Here is a 20,795-nt window from a genome sequence, read left to right as displayed (position 1 = left end):
ACTTGTCTTTTTCAGTAAAAAAATTATTTTTGCACAAAACTAAATCGACAAAAGATGTATTGGACATTAGAATTAGCATCCTATCTTAGTGATGCGCCGTGGCCTGCTAACAAGGATGAACTTATTGATTACGCTATACGTGCTGGTGCTCCTTTAGAAGTAGTAGAAAACCTACAGTCTATTGAAGATGAAGGCGAGATATACGAGTCAATGGAAGAAATTTGGCCTGATTACCCTACTGACGAAGATTATCTTTGGAATGAGGATGAATATTAAAGAATAAACAAAAGAAAAAGTCTCAAAAGAGGCTTTTTTTTTGGTTAAATTTACACGATAAAATAAAATTAGAAATACGATATAATTATGAGTTTCATAAACAGCATTATTAAAGCCTTTGTTGGAGACAAATCTGATAAAGATGTAAAAGCTTTACAACCTTATTTAAATAAAATAAAAACTTTCGAAAGCAATTTAATTTCATTATCTCATGATGAATTAAGAGCACGTACCTACTTTTTCAAAGACCAGCTAAAACAAGCTCGTGCAGGTATTGACGGTAAAATTGCTACACTTAAACAAGAAGTTGAAGGCATTGAAGACATTGATAAAAAAGAAGACCTTTATTTAGCTATCGACGCTTTAGAAAAAGAAGCTTACGATTTATCGGAGAAAACATTACTTGAAATTCTTCCTGAAGCTTTTGCAGTAGTAAAAGAAACAGCAAGACGTTTCAAAGACAATTCAGAAATTACAGTTACTGCTACAGCCAAAGACAGAGAATTCTCTGGAGCTAAGCCTTACGTTTCAATTGTTGGAGAAAATGCAGTATGGCAAAATAAATGGAATGCAGCAGGTAAAGAAATTACTTGGGATATGATTCATTATGATGTTCAGCTGATTGGTGGAATGGTATTGCACGAAGGTAAAATTGCCGAAATGCAAACGGGAGAAGGAAAAACATTAGTAGCAACCTTACCTCTTTACTTGAATGCTTTGACTGGTAACGGTGTGCATTTAGTAACGGTAAATGATTACTTAGCAAAACGTGATAGTACTTGGAAAGCCCCTTTATTTGAATTCCATGGTATGACTGTAGATTGTATTGACAATCACCAACCAAGTACAGAAGCTAGAAAAAAAGCATATGATGCTGATATCACTTACGGAACTAATAATGAATTTGGTTTTGATTACCTAAGAGATAACATGACCCATTCTCCAAATGATTTGGTTCAAAGAAAGCACAATTATGCTATTGTCGATGAGGTCGATTCTGTATTAATTGATGATGCAAGAACACCATTAATTATTTCTGGTCCAGTACCACAAGGAGATCGTCATGAGTTCAATGAATTGAAGCCAAAAATTGAAAACTTAGTAAGTTTACAACGTCAATTGGCCAACAACTTTTTATCAGAAGCCAAAAAATTAATCAAAGAAGGAAATACTAAAGAAGGTGGTGTTTTACTTTTAAGAGCCTATAGAAGTTTACCTAAAAACAAAGCTTTGATTAAGTTTTTAAGTGAAGAAGGAATCAGACAACTACTTCAAAAAACGGAGAATCAATACATGCAGGACAACAACCGTGAAATGCACAAGATTGATGAAGCATTGTACTTTGTAATTGAAGAAAAAAATAACCAAGTTGAATTGACTGATAATGGTATCAAATACCTATCAGGAGATACTGATACTGACTTTTTCGTTCTTCCAGATATTGGAACTGAGATTGCAATTATCGAGAAGAAAAAATTAGACAAAGACGCTGAAGCAGAAGAAAAAGAAAAATTATTTCAAGATTTTGCTATTAAAAGCGAGCGTATTCATACGTTGACTCAACTATTAAAAGCGTACTCTTTATTTGAAAAAGATGTAGAATACGTAATCATGGATAACAAAATCATGATTGTAGATGAGCAAACAGGTCGTATTATGGATGGTCGTCGTTACTCTGACGGACTACACCAAGCGATTGAAGCCAAAGAGAATGTGAAAATCGAAGCGGCTACTCAAACTTTTGCAACGGTAACACTACAAAACTATTTCAGAATGTACAGCAAATTAGCGGGTATGACTGGAACGGCGGTTACAGAAGCAGGAGAATTATGGGAAATATATAAATTGGATGTAGTAGAAATTCCTACTAATAGACCAATGGCTCGACTTGACAAAGAAGATTTTATCTACAAAACAACTCGTGAAAAATTCAATGCAGTAATCGAAGATGTAACTGCCTTATCACAAGCAGGAAGACCAGTTCTTATTGGTACAACCTCAGTTGATATTTCTGAATTATTGAGTAGAATGCTAAAAATGAGAGGGGTTGCGCACAATGTATTGAATGCCAAAATGCACAAGCAAGAAGCACAAATCGTTGAAGAAGCTGGAAAACCTGGTATCGTAACCATTGCAACCAATATGGCAGGTCGTGGAACGGATATTAAATTATCTGCCGAAGTGAAAGCCGCTGGTGGATTGGCAATCATCGGTACGGAACGTCATGACTCACGTCGTGTTGACCGTCAGTTAAGAGGTCGTGCTGGTCGTCAAGGAGATGTGGGAAGTTCTCAATTTTATGTTTCTCTTGAAGATAACTTAATGCGTTTATTTGGTTCTGAAAGAGTAGCTAAAGTAATGGACAGAATGGGATTAGAAGAAGGAGAAGTAATCCAACATTCGATGATGACTAAATCAATCGAGCGTGCACAGAAAAAAGTAGAAGAAAACAACTTTGGTGTTCGTAAGCGTTTATTGGAGTATGATGATGTAATGAATGCACAACGTGAAGTAGTGTACAAGCGTCGTCGTCATGCCTTGTTTGGAGAACGTCTAAAACTGGATATTGCTAACATGTTGTATGACACTTGTGAGTTGATCATTCAGGATACAAAACCATCTAATGATTTCAAAAATTTCGAGTTTGATTTAATTCGTTATTTCTCTATAACTTCTCCAGTTAGCGAAAGTGATTTCGTAAAATTAACTGATATTGAGTTAACAGGAAAAGTATACAAAGAAGCTTTAAAATATTACAACGAAAAAACAGACCGTAGCGCAAGAGAAGCCTTCCCTATCATCAAGGAAGTATACGAAGACAAAAACAATCAGTTTGAGCGTATCGTAGTTCCATTTACGGATGGTGTGAAATCACTAAACGTAGTAACTGATTTGAAAAAAGCATATGAAACAGAAGGAAAGCAATTAGTCGCTGATTTCGAGAAAAACATCACCTTATCAATTGTGGATGAAGCTTGGAAAAAGCACTTACGCAAAATGGACGAATTGAAACAATCGGTTCAACTAGCCGTTCACGAACAAAAAGATCCATTGCTTATCTATAAATTTGAAGCCTTCAACTTATTTAATGCTATGTTGAATGGTATCAATAAAGAAGTAATTTCGTTCTTGTTCAAAGGTGACTTACCTGCACAACAAAATCAGCAAATTCAAGAAGCAGTAGAAGTACGTCAAAAAGAAGATTACAAATTAAGTAAAGACGAAATTCCAAATAGCGAAGCGGCCAATCAAGAAGCGGGACAAACTCAGCAACGTCAAGTTACAGAGACTATCGTGAGAGATATGCCAAAAATCAATCGCAATGACAACGTTACCATTCAAAACGTGGCCAACGGACAAACACAAGAAATGAAATACAAAAAAGCTGAAAGCTTAATCGCATCAGGTCAATGGGTTATTGTAAACGGATAATAACTTCATTTCTTTATAAAATTAAATTCCTCAATTACGAAAGTAGTTGGGGATTTTTTTTTGAGCTAATCCCGCTATTCGTTGCAATCTCTGGTGTTTGTTAGCACAATACCAGAGGATTTCCACTGCTATCGGGGCTAGAGGTTTTGTATATTTAAGTACGTGAATGAGGTTTCCCGTAAGGATAGTACAATTTAAGAATATATATTTGATTACAATGAATTTCAAAATGTTAATAACACGATAGCGCGGATTTTCAATCCATAAATACAAAGAATATCGATAATAAAAATTCCAAAAACTAAACAGTTCACCACAATTAAAGTCATAGCGAGGAACGAAGCTATCCCACTAAAACATATCTACAATCAAAATCTTTTGCTACGAATATACTAGATGAGATTGCTTAGTTCCTCGTAATGACCCTGCCTAAATTAGAAAACAAATCGTAGCGTTTGCAACGCGGTTTATGATAAAAAACTTTATTTACTTACTTAAGCTCATTACATACTTTGTCGAAAAACGGGATGCGATTGCTTCGTTCCTCGCAATGACTCAGCTAACGGTTAAAAGCTCTTTTAAGTGTTTGATATACTAGATTGGGTTTTCCTCAAAATACCTAGCTTCAATTCTTTTGATATCTTTAATGGAGTTTTTGGCCCAAGCCAATCTTTTTACCAAAATTTCCTCTTCGGAAAGATGCCAATCTATGTTGGAATTACGCAATCTATTGGTTAAGTTTTGAATGATTATTGAAGCCGAAACCGAGATATTCAAACTCTCCGTAAAACCTACCATAGGAATTTTAAGAAAACCATCGGCACGTTTTAAAATTTCTTCGGATAGTCCGTCTCTTTCAGTTCCAAAAAATAAGGCACTGGGTTTTGTTATATCAAAATCATCCATCAAGCAATCATTGTCATGAGGAGTCGTGGCAATGATTTGGTAGCCTTTGTTTTTTAACGTATCCACACAGTCTGTTATACTATCATAGGTATTGATATCCACCCATTTTTGAGCTCCCATCGCAATTTCCTTATCGATACTTTTCCCGTACCGTTGCTCAATAACATTGAGTTCTTGAATTCCAAAAACTTCACAACTGCGCATTACTGCACTGGTATTGTGCATTTGAAAAATATCTTCAACAGCTATAGTAAAATGATTGGTTCTGTTTTCTAATACTTTCAGGAATTTCTCTTTGCGGTTATCAGTCAGGATATTTTCAAGAAAATTAAGGTAATCGATATCAACCATGGAGAAGTTTTTTTTGCAAAAATAGTAAAAAGAAAAAATAGCCACGAATTCACAGATTTATATTTAACTAATTCTTTAAAAACTGTGTCGAGAAAACTAACCGCAAATTCGCAAATTTATTAGTTAAAGAAAAATAGCCACGGATTCACAGATTACTTTTTTTTATTGAAATCAAAAATTTAGAACAATCCGTTTAAATCCGAGTCATCTGCGTTCCATTTTTTTAAACAACATTATTAAACGGCAGTTTGAAAACAGATTTATAGTAAATTTGTGGATTAGTGACAAAACTTCATAATAATGATGAAAAAGAAATTAGTGGTTTTAACGGGAGCAGGAATTAGTGCCGAAAGTGGCATCAAGACTTTCCGTGACAGCGACAGCCTCTGGGAAGGACATAACGTGATGGATGTGGCGACTCCCGAAGGCTGGCATAAAAATCCTGCCTTAATACTGGATTTTTATAACCAAAGACGAAAACAACTCAAAGAAGTACAACCGAATTTAGGCCATCAAATTCTGGCTGAATTAGAAAATGAATTTGAGGTATATATTATTACACAAAACGTAGATGATTTACATGAACGCGCTGGAAGCACCAATGTTTTGCATTTACATGGCGAGTTATTAAAAGTACGAAGTACAAAAAACGTAAATTACATCCTAGATTGGACCGAAGATTTGAATTTTGGTGATTTAGATAGCAATCAAAATCAATTACGACCTCATATTGTTTGGTTTGGGGAAGATGTTCCCGCACTGGAAGAGGCGATACGTATTACTGAAATCGCCGATTATTTTGCTGTTATTGGTACCTCATTACAAGTTTATCCCGCCGCAGGATTAATCGATTTTACACATCCAGAAACGCCTCTTTTTTACATCGATCCAAAACCCATTAAAATCCCGAATTTGAGAAATCCACTGGAAGTGATTCCAGAAGTGGCTTCTGAAGGAATGAAAATATTAAAAAAGAAGCTAATCGACCTTATTTAAAAACCATTCGTTTTCTATTTTGTCACGAAAAGTTTATATTTGTGCCTTTCGAACAAACAACAAAACAATGACTACTTTAAACGAATTGAATGCTATTTCTCCAATCGACGGAAGATATAGAAACAAGACTCTTTCTTTAGCTCCTTTTTTCTCAGAAGAAGCATTAATCAAATACCGCGTATTAGTTGAAATCGAGTATTTCATTGCTTTGTGCGAAATTCCTTTGCCACAACTTAAAGGAGTAAACCCAGATTTATTTGAAAGCTTACGTAACATCTATAAAAACTTTTCTACTGTAGATGCACTTTGGATCAAAGAAACGGAAAAAGTAACCAACCACGATGTTAAAGCGGTAGAGTACTTTATCAAAGATGCTTTTGAAAAATTAGGTTTGTCTCAATATAAAGAGTTCATCCACTTTGGGTTGACTTCTCAAGATATCAATAATACTGCGATTCCACTTTCTACAAAGGAAGCGTTTGAAAAAGTATACATGCCATCCTTAATTACTTTAACTTCAAAGTTGAAAGACTTAAGTGTAGAATGGAAAGACATTCCTATGCTAGCACGTACACACGGACAACCGGCTTCCCCTACTCGTTTGGGTAAAGAAATTGGTGTTTTTGTAGAGCGTCTTGAAGAGCAAATGCGTTTGTTATTTAATATTCCGTTTGCCGCTAAATTTGGTGGAGCAACAGGAAATTACAATGCACATCATGTAGCCTACCCACAGATTGACTGGAAACAATTTGGAGGTAAATTTGTTGAAGACATCTTAGGTTTACACCACTCCTTCCCAACCACACAAATAGAACATTACGATCACTTTGCAGCGTTTTTTGACGCTTTAAAAAGGATCAACACCATAATAATTGACTTAGATAGAGATATTTGGACGTATGTTTCAATGGAATATTTCAAGCAAAAAATCAAAGCAGGAGAAATTGGTTCATCGGCTATGCCACATAAAGTGAATCCAATTGACTTTGAAAACTCAGAAGGAAATTTAGGAATAGCAAACGCTATTTTTGAGCACCTTTCGGCAAAATTACCGTTGTCAAGATTGCAACGTGATTTAACAGATAGTACTGTTTTAAGAAACGTAGGTGTGCCAATTGGTCACACCATCATAGGCTTTGAAGCTACTTTGAAAGGATTGAACAAATTACTATTGAACGAATCTAAATTTCACGAGGATTTAGAGAAAAACTGGGCAGTAGTTGCTGAGGCAATCCAGACGATTTTACGTCGTGAGGGGTATCCAAATCCATACGAAGCATTAAAAGGATTGACAAGAACTAATGAAGCAATTGATAAAAAAGCGATTCATGGTTTTATAGCAACACTTGATGTTTCTGAAGAAATAAAAGCTGAATTAATGAAAATTACACCAAGTAATTTCTTAGGAATCTAAAAGAGAATGCGCAAAATTGCAAATTCTAGGTTTCTATTTTTTTGAATATGGCAAAACTGGCCAAAACGTTCAAATTATAGAAAAATAATCTTTGAAAAAAGCTATCTTTATCGATAGCTTTTTTTTTGAATTGCTCCTTTTGAGGTTCAAAAAACGAAATTAATAAATACAATCATAACTAGCCCAGATTGTAATGGAAAGCCTAGCGGGAAGAAAACTATTTTTATGGCAGTGGGCAGAGTGACCAAAGGAAACTCCTGACCATGCCTAATAAAAAAGTTTTGTGACCAATAGCTTGAAATGAAAAGCTGGAATAGCTACAACAATATATTATGAGTACCGCAGCAACAGTAGCCGAAACGAGCACGCATCTTGAACCACTTATTACCGACTTAGGATTGATCCTGATGACGGCAGGGATTGCCGTTTTAATATTTAAGAAACTGAAACAACCATTGGTTTTGGGGTATCTTATTGCGGGTTTTTTGGCTGGAAATCACTTTGACTTTTTCCCATCAGTTAAGGACATCAAGAGTGTCGAGGTTTGGGCCGAGATTGGGGTTATTATTTTACTGTTTAGCCTAGGGCTCGAATTTAGTTTTAAGAAACTAATGAAGGTGGGCGGAACTGCCTCTATTACTGCCGTCACACAAATTGTCACGATGGTTTTAATGGGTTTTCTTGTAGGGAAATGGATGGGCTGGGGCCAAATGGACTCGATTTTTCTAGGAGTGATCCTCTCGATTTCCTCGACAACGATCATCCTCAAAACCTTTGACGAACTGGGCGTAAAAGCAAAGAAGTTTGCCGGAATCGTAATTGGATCGCTGATTGTTCAAGATATTGTTGCCATTTTAATGATGGTTTTACTATCTACTGTAGCGGTGAGTCAGAAATTTTCAGGAACCGAATTATTAATGTCGGTTTTAAAACTTGTATTCTTTTTGACCGCTTGGTTCATTGGTGGAATCTTCTTTATTCCTTCATTATTAAAAAAAGCAAAAGACTTATTAACCGATGAAATGCTATTGATTATCTCGCTTGCGCTTTGCTTGATGATGGTAATGCTGGCTTCAAATGTTGGTTTTTCACCTGCTTTGGGTGCTTTTATCATGGGATCCATCATTGCCGAAACCACGCAAGCCGAGCATATTGAACATCTAGTAAAACCCGTAAAAGATTTATTTGGTGCTATATTTTTTGTATCTGTTGGGATGTTAATTGATCCTGTTACATTGTACGAACATGCTGTACCAGTAATGATCCTGACTTTTGTGACCATTTTTGGTCAATCGATCAGTTCGACTATTGGTGCTTTAATATCAGGGCAACCTTTGAAACAATCGGTACAAACAGGAATGAGTTTGTCGCAAATTGGGGAGTTCTCCTTTATTATTGCGACTCTAGGAATGTCAATGAATGTGACGAGTTCGTTTTTATACCCTATCGTTGTGGCGGTATCTGCAATTACAACATTTACAACACCTTTCATGGTGAAGATGGCAGTACCTTTTTCGGAAATATTAGAAAGAAAATTGCCTAAAAAATGGTTGAAAAACATTGCTAGATATAGTACTAATGCGCAAGCTATACGAGCCGTTAGTACTTGGCAAATTGTCATACGTGCATACTTAATGCAAATTATTTTAAACACGATCATTATCACATCGATCATTTTACTATCGGCAAATTACGTTTTACCCTTAGTGGCTGATAATAAATTTGGAAACGCGATTGCCGCCTTAATTACTATTATTGTTATTTCGCCATTTTTATGGGCATTATCGTTGCGTCGTGTTGCAGTAGAGCAAGTAGATGCGCTATATAAAGAACGTAAATACCGTGGACCTATATTGATGATGATCTTTTTTAGAATGGGGCTTGCTTTGTTTTACATTGGATTTTTATTGAATATTTTCTTCTCCCCTATTATTGCATTCTTTGCTTTGGTAGCATCGGTTACGTTGTATTTCTTTTTTCCAAAGCAACTGCATGCACAGTATCATAAAATTGAAAATCACTTTTTGAAAAACCTCAACAACAGAGAAATAAAAAAAGTAGACCGCCGCCATGCAAATTTAACGCCTTGGGACGGGCATATGTCAACATTTGAAATTGCAGCCGAATCTAATTTGGCAGGAAAAACGTTGCGTGAATTGCAAGTTCGAGAAGATCTGGGGATCAATATTGCTTTTATAAAACGTGGTGAATTGACCATTCAAATTCCAAACAAACTAGAACGTCTGTTTCCAGGTGACGAGATTTGCGTCATTGGTACCGATGAACAAGTAGAACAATTTTCTAATTATTTGAAGGAAAATGAAATTAAAGAACCTACAAAAGTAGACAATAACCTTGTTTTAAAACAGATCGAATTGAATAACGCCGAATTCATTGGAATAAGCGTAGGACAATCAAAACTTAGGGAACGAACGAATGGTTTACTGGTAGGAATTGAACGTAATGGACAACGAATACTAAATCCTGAATCCAATATTGTACTTCAAAAAGATGATATTTTATGGATCGTAGGAAACAATAAATTAATGAATTCTTTATTCCCTGAATAGAAACAAAAAAGGCAAAAGTGAAACACTTTTGCCTTTTTTTTATAACTATAGAATTACTTAATTATCTTGAATAATTAGGAGCTTCTTTTGTAATAGTAACATTATGTGGGTGACTTTCATTGATTCCGCTAGCAGTGATACGAACAAAACGTCCTGTTTCTTGCAAAGTAGGAATGTCTTTAGAACCACAGTACCCCATTCCGGCACGAAGACCACCAATGAATTGTAACATGCTTTCGTTTAACTCTCCTTTGTACGGTACACGACCTACAATTCCTTCAGGAACTAATTTTTTCACATCATCTTCAACATCTTGGAAATAACGGTCTTTAGAACCCGTTTCCATTGCTTCTACAGAACCCATTCCTCGGTACGACTTAAATTTTCTACCTTCGAAAATGATTGTTTCACCAGGAGATTCTTTTGTACCTGCAAGAAGTGATCCTAACATCACACAATCAGCACCTGCAGCGATAGCTTTAGGAATATCTCCTGTGTAACGAATCCCTCCATCAGCAATAACGGGCACACCTGTTCCTTTTAATGCAGCAGCTACTTCTAACACTGCAGAAAACTGAGGAAAACCAACACCTGCAACGATACGAGTAGTACAAATTGAACCAGGCCCAATTCCAACTTTTACTCCATCTGCACCATTTTCAACTAAAAATTTAGCGGCTTCAGGGGTCGCAATGTTACCAACGATAACATCGATTTGAGGAAATTTAGTTTTCACCTCTTTTAATGTATTCACTACACCTTGTGTATGTCCGTGTGCAGTATCAATAATGATAGCATCTACACCCGCATTTACTAAAGCTTCAGCTCTATCTATTGCATCTCCTGTCACACCAATAGCTGCCGCTACACGCAAACGTCCGAAAACATCTTTGTTAGCAATAGGTTTTTGAGTTAGTTTAGTGATATCTCTAAAAGTAATTAAACCCACTAATTTATTAGCTGCGTTTACTACTGGAAGTTTTTCTATTTTGTGACCTTGTAACACTACTTCAGCTTGCTCAAGAGAAGTTCCTTCGGCAACAGTAATTAAATTTTCGCTTGTCATTACTTCAATAATAGGTCTTGCATTGTTTTTTTCAAAACGTAAATCTCTATTAGTAACAATTCCTTTAAGTATTTGGTTTACCCCTACAATAGGAATTCCACCGATACCGTATTCTTTCATCGCATTTTTAGCATCAGCAACAGTAGAAGTAAGCGGTAAAGTTACTGGATCAATGATCATACCTGATTCAGCACGTTTCACTTTACGAACTTTAGCTGCTTGCTGCTCGATAGTCATGTTTTTATGTAATACACCTATCCCTCCTTCTTGAGCCATAGCAATAGCCATAGCACTTTCAGTAACGGTATCCATAGCTGCGGATACAATAGGAACATTTAGCGTTATATTTCTTGAAAATTTTGATTGGATACTCACTTCGCGAGGAAGCACATTCGAGTAATTAGGAACTAATAATACATCATCGTAAGTTAAACCTTCGCCGATAATCTTGGAGTTGTGTGCTATCATGGTGCAATTTCTAGTTGAATTGCGTGCAAATATAGTGAATTATTTGATTAAATGTTTGAAAAACTAGTGAATAATATTCAAGTTATTTTTAATCATTAAAAATTAGCATAGATCTTTTTCGAAAGAGTATTGCAATTATAAAATCAAATAGTTCCTTGTTACTATACTAATTAGTCATCACTTTCTTTAAAAATAAAATTAAATCCGAATTGAAAAGACAAACTATTGGCTTTAGCCAGATCCCGATATTCCAAGAGATTATCAGCCAAAAAATACAAATTAAACTTTCCTAAATTTCCAGAAAGTCCTAAACCAATATTAGTATACGAGAAAGTATCTACAGTATACGTTGCCTTCATTTGTAAATTTTGTAAAACATTTCGTCTGTAATAACCTGTCAAAGCAACTATTGGCGCTCTTGGTGTAGTCATCATAAACAATTGACCACCTACTGCGTTTTTATATTCCGATTCTTCACCACTACAATTACAGTCTCCTCCTCTTGAATCATTAAATGAATATTGATACGATGCGTTGAATTTAACTGGACGCAAAGTTGTATATCCTGCATAAAGTGTATCTCGAGGAATGGCCGCTTGAAATTCTTCAAACACATTTTTAGGATTAGCATTCCCGTCAAACTTTGGATTTATCCCTTCATATTTATAAGAACCTTTATATGTAAATGTTTCAACATCTTTGCTATGTTTTATAAATCCTACATCAATTACACTTGCTGTAACTTGAATGTTTTTTTCTGGATAGTATGTAAATCCTAAATCGAATCCCAATCCCATATCACCACCAAATAATGCTTTCTTTTGCATATCACTACCGATATTTCCTTGATATCCTTTTTCTAAATATTTAGAAATACCAGAAGTATTGAGTTGCAAATCGGAATAAATGACTTGTTCATAAACAGTGGTCGTTGAAGGAATAGTATAAATATATCCCGAGTTATTTGTAGACCTTGCATTAAAAGCACTCGAATACAATTTGGCTCTTCCTCCAATAATAAGATTCTCCTTTATATTTTTATGGAAACCAATATGCAATACTGAAAGCAATTCAGATTTTATACTTAGATCTCCCAAATTAAACACTTTGCCTATATAATCTTTGTTTCCGTACAGGGCAAGTGTAGCCAAATCTTGTGGCAAGTAAGACCAGAAATCGAATTCTTGATACATTCCAAAAGAAACATATCCTTTACTCTCCCAATTACCCACTTGAAAACCTCCAGTAAACAATTCTATTTGTTCATTTAAAGCAATTTTATCATTTCTTGAAGTAGACAATACAACATTTTGCAACTTGGTATTAAAATCGACTCCGTCATTTGCAAATAAATCATAAGCTGAAAATCCTGACGAACCTATATTAGCTGAAATTCCAGATAACAGAGGAACTCCAAAATAATATTTGTACTTAACATCAGCGCCAGGGTTACTCATTAAAGATTGAGGCACCGAAGTAAAATTATATAGAATTTGTTTGTTTTGACTAAAACTACTAATAGAAAGGAATAGTAAGCCTAATAAATATACTTTCCTCATTTTATTTCAAAATAAACAGTTGCACTTGAGCGTAGTTTTAAACTTCCTTGACCACTACCATCCAATGGTGCACCAGGAGCCATAGCAATTACAAAGCCCATTCTTTTAGTGCTCTTAAGTAACTCCAAATTTAAATTTTCAAAAACTTCCGTTTTAGTTATGGTATTAGGAGTACCATTATAGGCTGGTACAGTAAAAGGAATGAAATAAAGTGGCTGGTCATTTCCATCTAAAAGCACAATATTTATTGTAAACATTCTATTTACAGTGTTATTGATTTCAAAAAAAAAGTCAGCCCTTTTTAAATTATCTCGAAAGAAAGAGTCCCGAAAAACATCAAAATCTTGGGCATCAAAAGCTACTTTTTGCTCAATTCCATTATCAATAAATCCATTTTCAGAAATATCAAAATAAGTTAAATTAGCAACAATAACAGGTTCTAATTTAAGGTTATTCGCTTGATTAAAATCTAAATCACTGGAGCAAGAAACCGAAAAAAAAGTAAATAATACTGTAACTAAAACAGTAAGATTGCAGTATTTTTTTATTCTAAAAATCATAAATATAAAAGTAAATCTATTTAGAATAGTATTAACGCTTTCTATGTATACTTATTATTAACTTTTGTGTCTTTATTTATGAATTAATGGAATTTACCAAATAGCTTGGACGCTTCATTATACGCGCTTTCAAAACTCAACGGATTCAAGTTGGTTTCTACTTTATTTGCAGTAAAATAAGATAATAATTTCTCAGTTGGCATATTACCCGTTAAATCATCTTTGGCCATTGGGCAACCACCAAAACCTTGAATAGCACCATCAAAACGAGTACATCCCGCTTTATAAGCCGCATCAATTTTTTCAAACCATTTATCAGGAGTGGTATGCAAATGAGCACCAAATTCAATCTCAGGATATTTTGGAATTAAATTGGAGAATAAGTAGCTAATCACATCAGGAGTAGAACTACCCACAGTATCAGAAAGGGATAGTATTTTAACTCCCATGTTAGACATTTTTTCCGTCCACTCTCCTACTATATCTACATTCCATGGATCACCGTATGGATTACCAAATCCCATTGATAAATAAGCAACCACTTCTTTATTGGTTTGATCCGCAATTTCTAAAATTTCGGTAAGTGTAACTAAAGATTCGGCTATAGTTTTATGTGTATTCCTCATTTGAAAATTCTCGGAAATCGAGAAAGGAAACCCTAAATATTGTATTTCAGCATGCTTAGAAGCCATTTCAGCACCTCTTGTATTTGCAATGATGGCTAAGAGTTTACTGGTGGTTTCCGAAAGATCTAGTTGTGCTAAAACTTCGGCAGTGTCCACCATTTGCGGAATCGCTTTTGGAGAAACAAAACTTCCAAAATCAATGGAATCAAACCCAACACGCAATAAAGATTGTAAGTAGGCCACCTTCCTATCTGTAGGAATAAAAGGTTTAATGCCTTGCATAGCATCACGAGGACATTCTATAATTTTCACTTGCTTCATATAGTTTCAAAGATAGAAAAACAATTAGGATTTCTAAATGATGCCTTTTAAATTTTAAGAACTTTAACGTATTCTGTATTTTGGTAATACAAATAAATATTACATAATTTGGTAATATTAAATATTAGGTCACTTATTTATTTTAGCTTTATTATCGCAACCCTTTATAAGCGATTCCATTTTATTGGCAGCCAAATCTATTTTTCGTTTTGGAGATTTGAAAGAGGCCAAAGACCAAAAATTAACCGAATATGTATTAATAGGTACTTTATTAAGTTTCAGAATTGCTCTACTTACAGGACTTATTGTACAAATTCTCTCCTAATAGAAAATAAAAAAGTCCGATAGAAACTTTCTAACGGACTTCTATATATATATTGAGAAACGAATTATTTCAATCGTTCCAAAATCTTTTTATTTATCGCTTTTACTAATGCTGGTCCTTCATAAATAAAACCGGTATACAACTGTATCAAGCTTGCTCCAGCCTCTAGTTTTTCTATAGCATCATCAGCAGAATGGATTCCTCCTACTCCAATAATAGGGAAAGCTTTATTGCTTTTTTCAGATAAAAATCGGATTACTTCTGTCGAACGTTTTGTTAATGGTTTCCCAGACAATCCCCCCATTTCGGATTTATTGACTGATTGCAATCCCTCACGCGAGATAGTTGTATTGGTTGCAATTACACCCGCAATTTTAGTTTCAGCCACAATATCAATAATATCTAATAACTGTTCATCTGTTAAATCAGGAGCAATTTTTAAAAGGACAGGCTTTTGTTTTGGTTTTGCCAAATTTTTATTTTGAAGTGTTTGCAACAACTGAGTCAATGGCTCTTTATCTTGCAGCGCACGCAAATTTGGTGTGTTTGGCGAACTTACATTCACTACAAAATAATCAACATAATCATACAAAGCATCAAAACATATTTCGTAATCAGATGTCGCTTCTTCATTTGGTGTCAATTTATTTTTACCAATGTTTCCACCAATTAAAACGCCATTATTTGCTTTCAATCGATCTACTGCTTCCAGAACTCCTCCATTATTAAAACCCATTCGGTTAATAATTGCCGAATCTTCTTTCAAACGAAATAAACGCTTTTTAGGGTTTCCATCTTGTCCTTTTGGTGTTAAAGTACCAATTTCTATAAATCCAAAACCAAAGTTCGACAACTCTTTATACAGCTTGGCATCCTTATCAAAACCAGCGGCAAGACCTACTGGGTTTTTAAATTTCAATCCAAAAACTTCGGTTTCTAAACGCTTATCATTTACCAGATAAAGCGAACGATAAATTGCCGAAAAACCAGGAATTTTAGAAGTAATGCGAACCAGCGAGAAAGTGAAATAATGTATTTTTTCAGGATCAAATAAGAAAAATAGCGGACGAATAAGAAGTTTGTACATGTATATTTAGTTGTGTTGTGCAAAAATAGAATTATATAGTCGATAAATAAATATTTGTAAACTAAAATTTATTATTCAACTAAAATTAAAGGGTTCTATAGGCTAGAGTTTTAAATGAAATAAAAAAACCGAAGCCTAATAATAGGCTTCGGTTGTAAAAACTACCACTTTAACTGTTTTTTTTTAATCAAAAACTGAACTTCAAAGCGTTTTATTTTTTGTCTTTTTTCATTTCCATTTTCTCCATCATCATACCGTCCATATCCATTTTCTCCCCATTTTTCATCATCATGGTTTTCCCATTTTTCATTTTAACCATTCCGTTTGGAGAGACCATTGCACCGTTAGACATTTTCATTTCTTTATCCATCATCATCATATTGCCCTCTTTCATCATCATCATTTTACCATCTTTCATTTTTACATAATTTTTCATCATCATGCCTTGCATATTCATCATTTCGCCATTTTTCATCATCATAGACTGGCCATTTTTCATTTTCATCATTCCATTTGGAGCAACCACAGTACCGTTAGACAATGTCATCTCTTTATTCATCATCATCATCTTACCCTCTTTCATCATCATTACCTTACCGTCCTTCATTTTCAAATACTCTTTCATTTGTGCCATTTTAGCATCATGCATCTTTTCTTTTTGCATTTTATTATCTTGGGCTTCTACTCCTGAACAAAATAACACAGCGATGATAAATAATAATAAATTTTTCATAATGATTTGATTTTTAATATTATACGTTTATTCTAACGACTATTAAATTTACAAAAAAAAGTGGTCAATCCGTTTTTTTTAACGCTTTTTAAGTTTAACGAAACATACTTTAAATAAAATCTAATTTTACTGTATAATTTTATCCTTCTGCTAAAAAACAAAACAATTGTAAATAGGCTTCTCTTTCTTTATTATACCTAATTAACAAAAGACCAAAGCCATCTTACGAATTCAGTTTGTAAATAAACTGTATATTTGTCCCTCATATATAAATATACTTTTATGCAACATATCATTGACCGTTTCATTAGTTATGTAACGATTGACACCGAATCTGACGCAAGTTCAGACACAACTCCAAGTACTGCAAAACAATGGGACTTAGCCAATAAATTAGTAGCCGAATTAAAAGCAATTGGTATGCAAGAAGTAACCATAGATGATAAAGCATATATCATGGCAACTTTACCAAGCAATGTCGATCATGAGGTACCAACTATTGGATTTATCTCTCATTTTGACACCACACCAGATTTTACTGGAGCCAATGTAAACCCACAAATCATAAAAAATTATGACGGTAAAGACATTGTTTTAAATGCAGAACAAAACATCATTTTATCTCCAAGCTATTTCAAGGATTTATTACAATACAAAGGACAAACATTAATTACAACTGACGGAACAACCCTTTTAGGAGCAGATGATAAAGCGGGAATTACTGAAATAGTAACTGCAATGGAATTCCTAATCAAAAATCCAGACATCAATCACGGGAAAATTAGAGTTGGGTTTACACCTGACGAAGAAATTGGTCGCGGAGCACATCATTTTGATGTAGATAAATTTGGTGCTGACTGGGCTTACACAATGGATGGAAGTCAAATAGGTGAATTAGAATATGAGAATTTTAATGCGGCTGGAGCCAAAATTACTTTTAAAGGAAAAAGTGTGCATCCAGGTTATGCCAAAGGAAAAATGATCAACTCCATGTTGATTGCCAATGATTTTATCAATGCTTTGCCTTCTGATGAAACGCCACAAGAGACAAAAGGATATGAGGGTTTTTATCATGTACACCATTTAACAGGGAGCATTGAGGAAACTGTCTTGGAATTAATCATTAGAGATCATAACAAGATAAAATTCGAAAAACGAAAAGAAAAAATTGAAAAAATAAGTCGCAAAATCAATAAGAAATTTGCGAAACAATTTGGGGAAGACATTGTGATTGCTGAGATCAAAGACCAGTATTACAATATGAAAGAAAAAGTGGTTCCCGTAAAACATATTGTTGACATTGCCGAAAAAGCAATGAAAGAACTAGAAATCAAACCATTGATTAAACCTATTCGTGGGGGAACTGATGGTTGTCAATTATCCTATATGGGATTACCTTGTCCTAATATTTTTGCAGGAGGACACAACTTTCATGGAAAATATGAATATGTTCCTGTTGAAAGCATGCAGAAAGCGGTTGACGTAATTGTAAAAATCGCTGAACTAACTTCAATGCCTAACTTTGGATTAGAACTATCTAAAAAGAGAAAATAATTGGACACATCCACACCAAAAAAACATACTTGGGACAAGAATAATAACTGGACAGAAGAGTTACATCTACTGAAAGAAATTCTTGCCCAAACTGAATTGATTGAAACTACAAAATGGGGTGGTCCTGTTTATGTTTTGAACAATAAAAATGTGATTGGTATTGGTGGATTTAAGAGTTATTTTGGAATTTGGTTCTTTAATGGTGTTTTTCTTAAAGATGAAAAAAAAGTATTAGTAAATGCTCAAGAAGGCATAACAAAAGCTTTACGACAATGGCGTTTTAATTCAAAAGAAGAGGTTAATGATAAAGAAGTATTAACTTATATCTTGGAAGCAATTGAAAATGAAAAAAAAGGAAAAGTAATTAAAGCTACAGCAAAAGAAACACTTGTATCGACAGAATTACAACTCGCAATAGATTCCAGTAGTATATTGGCGGAAGCCTTTCAAAAATTTTCATTAGCCAAACAACGGGAATTCCACGAATACATTGAAGAAGCAAAACGAGAGCCCACAAAACTTTCGAGAATTGAAAAAATAACACCAATGATTCTAGCCAATATTAGTTTGAATGATAAATACAAATAAGAAAAGCCCCAATCATGGGGCTTTTCTTATTTTAATACCCACTTTTATTTTTCTTACCCAGAATAAATTAAACTTGTAGGCAAAAGCTTAACATTATCTTGTTCTTTTATTTAGTATATTTACTAATACCTTGCTAATAAATTCATTACAACCCAATAAAAGCAAAATATTAATAACCTAAATATAGTATTATGGATGAGAAGAAAGAAGAGGTAACCACTCCAGAAACAGCAGTTACAAATAAAAAAGAAGCACCCGCTAAATCCAGAAAACCCAAAGTTGCCAAACCTGTTGCCGAAGTTATTCCCAAAGCAATTACAGAAAAGAAAACAAGTGAAACGCCAAAAGGAACTACTCTTGACGAAACTAAGGATGAAAAGAAAAAAGAAAAAGACAAACTGAAGAAGGAAAAACAGAAAGAAAAGGGACTAATAAAAAAACTAGTTGTCAAAGAAGTCGCCAAACTAAAAGCAAAAGCGAAAAAAGCAAAGGCCAAGAAAGCGAAAAAAGACAAAGCGAAAAAAGCTAGGGCCAAAGCGAAAATTAAGGATAAAAAAGCAAAGGCGAAAGCTAAAAAAGCAAAGAAAAATAAAAAGAAAAAGAAATAAAACTTTTCATAAAACTAAAAAAGTCCCAAACGAAAATTTCGATTGGGACTTTTTTATAACCTTAAAAATAAGGATTATTTTTTTGCTAAAGCTGCACTCATTTCCATAGAAATTGCAGAACGCTCCATTTTTAATTTTCCAGACATTGTCTCTACAATAACCGTAGTTGTAGCAAGTTCAGAAACTTTACCGTGAAGACCACTTTTTGTAATGATTTTATCACCAACTTTAAGACTGCTTTCAAATTCTTTTTCGTTTTTAGCTCTTTTTTGTTGTGGTCTAATCATAAAGAAATAGATTACGACAAACATTAATAAAAACGGTGCAAATTGAGTTAATTGTTCCATAATTTTGAATTCTTTTTTTATTTATTACTATTACATTAAACCGCGACCGGCTTTAATCATTTTTTTATTGGTTTCTAGTTCTTTAACTAAATTGTCCAAAATTCCGTTGATAAAAATACTACTTTTTGGAGTAGAATACTCTTTCGCCAGTTCTAAATATTCATTTAAAGTTACTTTAACAGGAATGGAAGGGAATTTTAAAAACTCGCAAATCGCCATTTTTAAAATAATTGTATCTACCTCAGCAATTCGATCACTATCCCAGTTGGGTGTTTTATCAACAAATTCTTTAGCTAATTCAACCTCGTTTAAAACTGTTTTTCTAAATAAATCTTTAACAAAAGCTTTATCTTCAGCATCCTTATATACCTTAGGAACAGTAAAATTATCGTCCATAATAGGCTTCATGGATTTCAATTGCTTAATAATATGTGTATTTACTAATGGAATATCATCAATCCAAGTCAATTTATCGTCTTCTAAATATTCGTACAATTTTTCATTAGGTACAATTACATCCATAAACAGATCAACAATAAGCTTTCGATCCTCTTCAAAAGAACTTTCAGGATTATCCATATAAGTTATATAATGATTACTCGCTTTTATAGCATTTAGTAATAACACAATATAATCATCATTAAGAGTCCAAGCATCAATTTTGCGATTTTCTAAAGCAATGCTTAAAGAATTGTTTTCGGCAAGAATTTGGAAAATACTATTCTTAATAAATTTTTCGTTTGGTTTACGCTCTTGTGGAGTTGCAAGATGTTTAAGACTTGATTTATGCAAGAATTCAGCTTCTTTTTTACCAATTTCCATTAAGGAAGAAATCATGGTAAGGTATAAATCTTGAATATTATCGATACTATAAAAAAGAAATTTTTCTTCCTTCTCTAGATTATCAGAACCGTTTTGATGCATCGCATAAATGGATTGCATTACTTTAACGCGAATGTGTCTTCTGTTTACCACCTTGTAAGAACTTTTATTAATTAGGGTGCAAAA

The 20,795-nt window shown here is 34.0% G+C and carries 17 protein-coding genes and 1 pseudogene; 9 read left to right on the top strand and 9 right to left on the bottom strand.

Going from position 1 to position 20,795, the window contains the following annotated elements; genetic code table 11:
- Positions 1–54 precede the first annotated feature (54 nt).
- Positions 55–276 carry a DUF2795 domain-containing protein gene (locus AB3G33_RS08800; RefSeq protein WP_007138072.1) on the top strand — a complete coding sequence of 74 codons (222 nt, stop codon included), beginning with the start codon at positions 55–57 and terminating at the stop codon, positions 274–276.
- A gap of 87 nt (positions 277–363) precedes the next feature.
- Complete coding sequence (gene secA / locus AB3G33_RS08795; protein ID WP_367768343.1) at positions 364–3,708, top strand: preprotein translocase subunit SecA; 3,345 nt, start codon at positions 364–366, stop codon at positions 3,706–3,708.
- Between the two features lie 594 nt (positions 3,709–4,302).
- Here the strand turns inward: secA and AB3G33_RS08790 are convergent.
- Positions 4,303–4,965 carry a TrmH family RNA methyltransferase gene (locus tag AB3G33_RS08790; RefSeq protein WP_367768340.1) on the bottom strand — a complete coding sequence of 221 codons (663 nt, stop codon included), beginning with the start codon at positions 4,963–4,965 and terminating at the stop codon, positions 4,303–4,305.
- 303 nt (positions 4,966–5,268) lie between these two features.
- Between AB3G33_RS08790 and AB3G33_RS08785 the strand changes: the two genes are divergently transcribed.
- The 3 genes from AB3G33_RS08785 to AB3G33_RS08775 all read left to right on the top strand — a co-directional run bounded on the left by AB3G33_RS08785 (position 5,269) and on the right by AB3G33_RS08775 (position 9,945).
- Positions 5,269–5,961 carry an NAD-dependent deacylase gene (locus tag AB3G33_RS08785; protein ID WP_367774128.1) on the top strand — a complete coding sequence of 231 codons (693 nt, stop codon included), beginning with the start codon at positions 5,269–5,271 and terminating at the stop codon, positions 5,959–5,961.
- Positions 5,962–6,028: 67 nt separating this feature from the next.
- Positions 6,029–7,375 carry an adenylosuccinate lyase gene (purB, locus tag AB3G33_RS08780; RefSeq protein WP_367768337.1) on the top strand — a complete coding sequence of 449 codons (1,347 nt, stop codon included), beginning with the start codon at positions 6,029–6,031 and terminating at the stop codon, positions 7,373–7,375.
- A 332-nt stretch (positions 7,376–7,707) separates the two neighbouring features.
- Positions 7,708–9,945 (top strand): cation:proton antiporter, encoded by a 2,238-nt coding sequence (locus tag AB3G33_RS08775; RefSeq protein ID WP_367768334.1) that lies wholly within the window; start codon positions 7,708–7,710, stop codon positions 9,943–9,945.
- 61 nt (positions 9,946–10,006) lie between these two features.
- On the opposite strand, the gene guaB is transcribed toward AB3G33_RS08775, so the two are convergent.
- From guaB to AB3G33_RS08755, 4 genes are all read right to left on the bottom strand, one after another.
- Positions 10,007–11,479: an IMP dehydrogenase gene (guaB, locus tag AB3G33_RS08770; RefSeq protein WP_367768331.1), complete on the bottom strand. Its 1,473-nt coding sequence runs from the start codon at positions 11,477–11,479 to the stop codon at positions 10,007–10,009.
- A 170-nt stretch (positions 11,480–11,649) separates the two neighbouring features.
- Positions 11,650–13,038 (bottom strand): DUF5723 family protein, encoded by a 1,389-nt coding sequence (locus AB3G33_RS08765; RefSeq protein ID WP_367768328.1) that lies wholly within the window; start codon positions 13,036–13,038, stop codon positions 11,650–11,652.
- On the bottom strand, positions 13,035–13,598 hold the full coding sequence (locus AB3G33_RS08760; protein WP_367768325.1) for a hypothetical protein: 564 nt from the start codon (positions 13,596–13,598) through the stop codon (positions 13,035–13,037). Before AB3G33_RS08760 ends, AB3G33_RS08765 begins: the two co-directional genes overlap by 4 nt.
- An 83-nt stretch (positions 13,599–13,681) precedes the next feature.
- The gene (locus AB3G33_RS08755) at positions 13,682–14,545 is read right to left on the bottom strand and encodes a hydroxymethylglutaryl-CoA lyase (RefSeq protein WP_367768323.1); all 864 of its coding nucleotides are present in this window, start codon (positions 14,543–14,545) and stop codon (positions 13,682–13,684) included.
- Between the two features lie 181 nt (positions 14,546–14,726).
- On the opposite strand from AB3G33_RS08755, the pseudogene AB3G33_RS08750 reads away from it, so the two are divergent.
- Positions 14,727–14,870, top strand: a pseudogene (locus AB3G33_RS08750) (DUF3307 domain-containing protein); the annotation flags it as partial.
- Positions 14,871–14,934: 64 nt separating this feature from the next.
- Here AB3G33_RS08750 and AB3G33_RS08745 read toward each other — a convergent pair.
- Entirely contained in the window at positions 14,935–15,957 is a 1,023-nt protein-coding gene (locus AB3G33_RS08745; protein WP_367768320.1) for a quinone-dependent dihydroorotate dehydrogenase, read from the bottom strand.
- 211 nt (positions 15,958–16,168) lie between these two features.
- The gene (locus AB3G33_RS08740; protein WP_367768317.1) at positions 16,169–16,690 is read right to left on the bottom strand and encodes a DUF6799 domain-containing protein; all 522 of its coding nucleotides are present in this window, start codon (positions 16,688–16,690) and stop codon (positions 16,169–16,171) included.
- A 282-nt stretch (positions 16,691–16,972) separates the two neighbouring features.
- Between AB3G33_RS08740 and pepT the strand changes: the two genes are divergently transcribed.
- From pepT to AB3G33_RS08725, 3 genes are all read left to right on the top strand, one after another.
- On the top strand, positions 16,973–18,244 hold the full coding sequence (pepT, locus tag AB3G33_RS08735) for a peptidase T (RefSeq protein WP_367768314.1): 1,272 nt from the start codon (positions 16,973–16,975) through the stop codon (positions 18,242–18,244).
- Complete coding sequence (locus tag AB3G33_RS08730) at positions 18,245–18,832, top strand: YdeI family protein (protein ID WP_367768312.1); 588 nt, start codon at positions 18,245–18,247, stop codon at positions 18,830–18,832.
- Positions 18,833–19,023: 191 nt separating this feature from the next.
- Positions 19,024–19,440 carry a hypothetical protein gene (locus tag AB3G33_RS08725; protein WP_367768310.1) on the top strand — a complete coding sequence of 139 codons (417 nt, stop codon included), beginning with the start codon at positions 19,024–19,026 and terminating at the stop codon, positions 19,438–19,440.
- 74 nt (positions 19,441–19,514) lie between these two features.
- On the opposite strand, the gene yajC is transcribed toward AB3G33_RS08725, so the two are convergent.
- Entirely contained in the window at positions 19,515–19,787 is a 273-nt protein-coding gene (yajC, locus tag AB3G33_RS08720) for a preprotein translocase subunit YajC (protein ID WP_367768308.1), read from the bottom strand.
- Positions 19,788–19,817: 30 nt separating this feature from the next.
- Complete coding sequence (gene nusB, locus AB3G33_RS08715; protein WP_367774126.1) at positions 19,818–20,729, bottom strand: transcription antitermination factor NusB; 912 nt, start codon at positions 20,727–20,729, stop codon at positions 19,818–19,820.
- Between the last annotated feature and the right edge of the window lie 66 nt (positions 20,730–20,795).

This window comes from Flavobacterium sp. WC2421, from assembly GCF_040822115.1.
In the GTDB taxonomy this organism is placed as follows: Bacteria; Bacteroidota; Bacteroidia; order Flavobacteriales; family Flavobacteriaceae; genus Flavobacterium.
Note: the sequence above shows the minus strand (reverse complement) of the source record. Positions and strands in the feature narration are given on the sequence as shown.

What these genes read in the sequence shown, in the direction of transcription:
- guaB (WP_367768331.1), bottom strand. Translation starts at nt 11,479, where the DNA reads ATGATAGCACACAACTCCAAGATTATCGGCGAAGGTTTAACTTACGAT.
- AB3G33_RS08725 (WP_367768310.1), top strand. Translation starts at nt 19,024, where the DNA reads ATGGATGAGAAGAAAGAAGAGGTAACCACTCCAGAAACAGCAGTTACA.
- AB3G33_RS08790 (WP_367768340.1), bottom strand. Translation starts at nt 4,965, where the DNA reads ATGGTTGATATCGATTACCTTAATTTTCTTGAAAATATCCTGACTGAT.
- purB (WP_367768337.1), top strand. Translation starts at nt 6,029, where the DNA reads ATGACTACTTTAAACGAATTGAATGCTATTTCTCCAATCGACGGAAGA.
- AB3G33_RS08765 (WP_367768328.1), bottom strand. Translation starts at nt 13,038, where the DNA reads ATGAGGAAAGTATATTTATTAGGCTTACTATTCCTTTCTATTAGTAGT.
- AB3G33_RS08760 (WP_367768325.1), bottom strand. Translation starts at nt 13,598, where the DNA reads ATGATTTTTAGAATAAAAAAATACTGCAATCTTACTGTTTTAGTTACA.
- AB3G33_RS08745 (WP_367768320.1), bottom strand. Translation starts at nt 15,957, where the DNA reads ATGTACAAACTTCTTATTCGTCCGCTATTTTTCTTATTTGATCCTGAA.
- yajC (WP_367768308.1), bottom strand. Translation starts at nt 19,787, where the DNA reads ATGGAACAATTAACTCAATTTGCACCGTTTTTATTAATGTTTGTCGTA.
- pepT (WP_367768314.1), top strand. Translation starts at nt 16,973, where the DNA reads ATGCAACATATCATTGACCGTTTCATTAGTTATGTAACGATTGACACC.
- AB3G33_RS08775 (WP_367768334.1), top strand. Translation starts at nt 7,708, where the DNA reads ATGAGTACCGCAGCAACAGTAGCCGAAACGAGCACGCATCTTGAACCA.
- nusB (WP_367774126.1), bottom strand. Translation starts at nt 20,729, where the DNA reads ATGCAATCCATTTATGCGATGCATCAAAACGGTTCTGATAATCTAGAG.
- AB3G33_RS08740 (WP_367768317.1), bottom strand. Translation starts at nt 16,690, where the DNA reads ATGAAAAATTTATTATTATTTATCATCGCTGTGTTATTTTGTTCAGGA.
- secA (WP_367768343.1), top strand. Translation starts at nt 364, where the DNA reads ATGAGTTTCATAAACAGCATTATTAAAGCCTTTGTTGGAGACAAATCT.
- AB3G33_RS08785 (WP_367774128.1), top strand. Translation starts at nt 5,269, where the DNA reads ATGAAAAAGAAATTAGTGGTTTTAACGGGAGCAGGAATTAGTGCCGAA.
- AB3G33_RS08800 (WP_007138072.1), top strand. Translation starts at nt 55, where the DNA reads ATGTATTGGACATTAGAATTAGCATCCTATCTTAGTGATGCGCCGTGG.
- AB3G33_RS08755 (WP_367768323.1), bottom strand. Translation starts at nt 14,545, where the DNA reads ATGAAGCAAGTGAAAATTATAGAATGTCCTCGTGATGCTATGCAAGGC.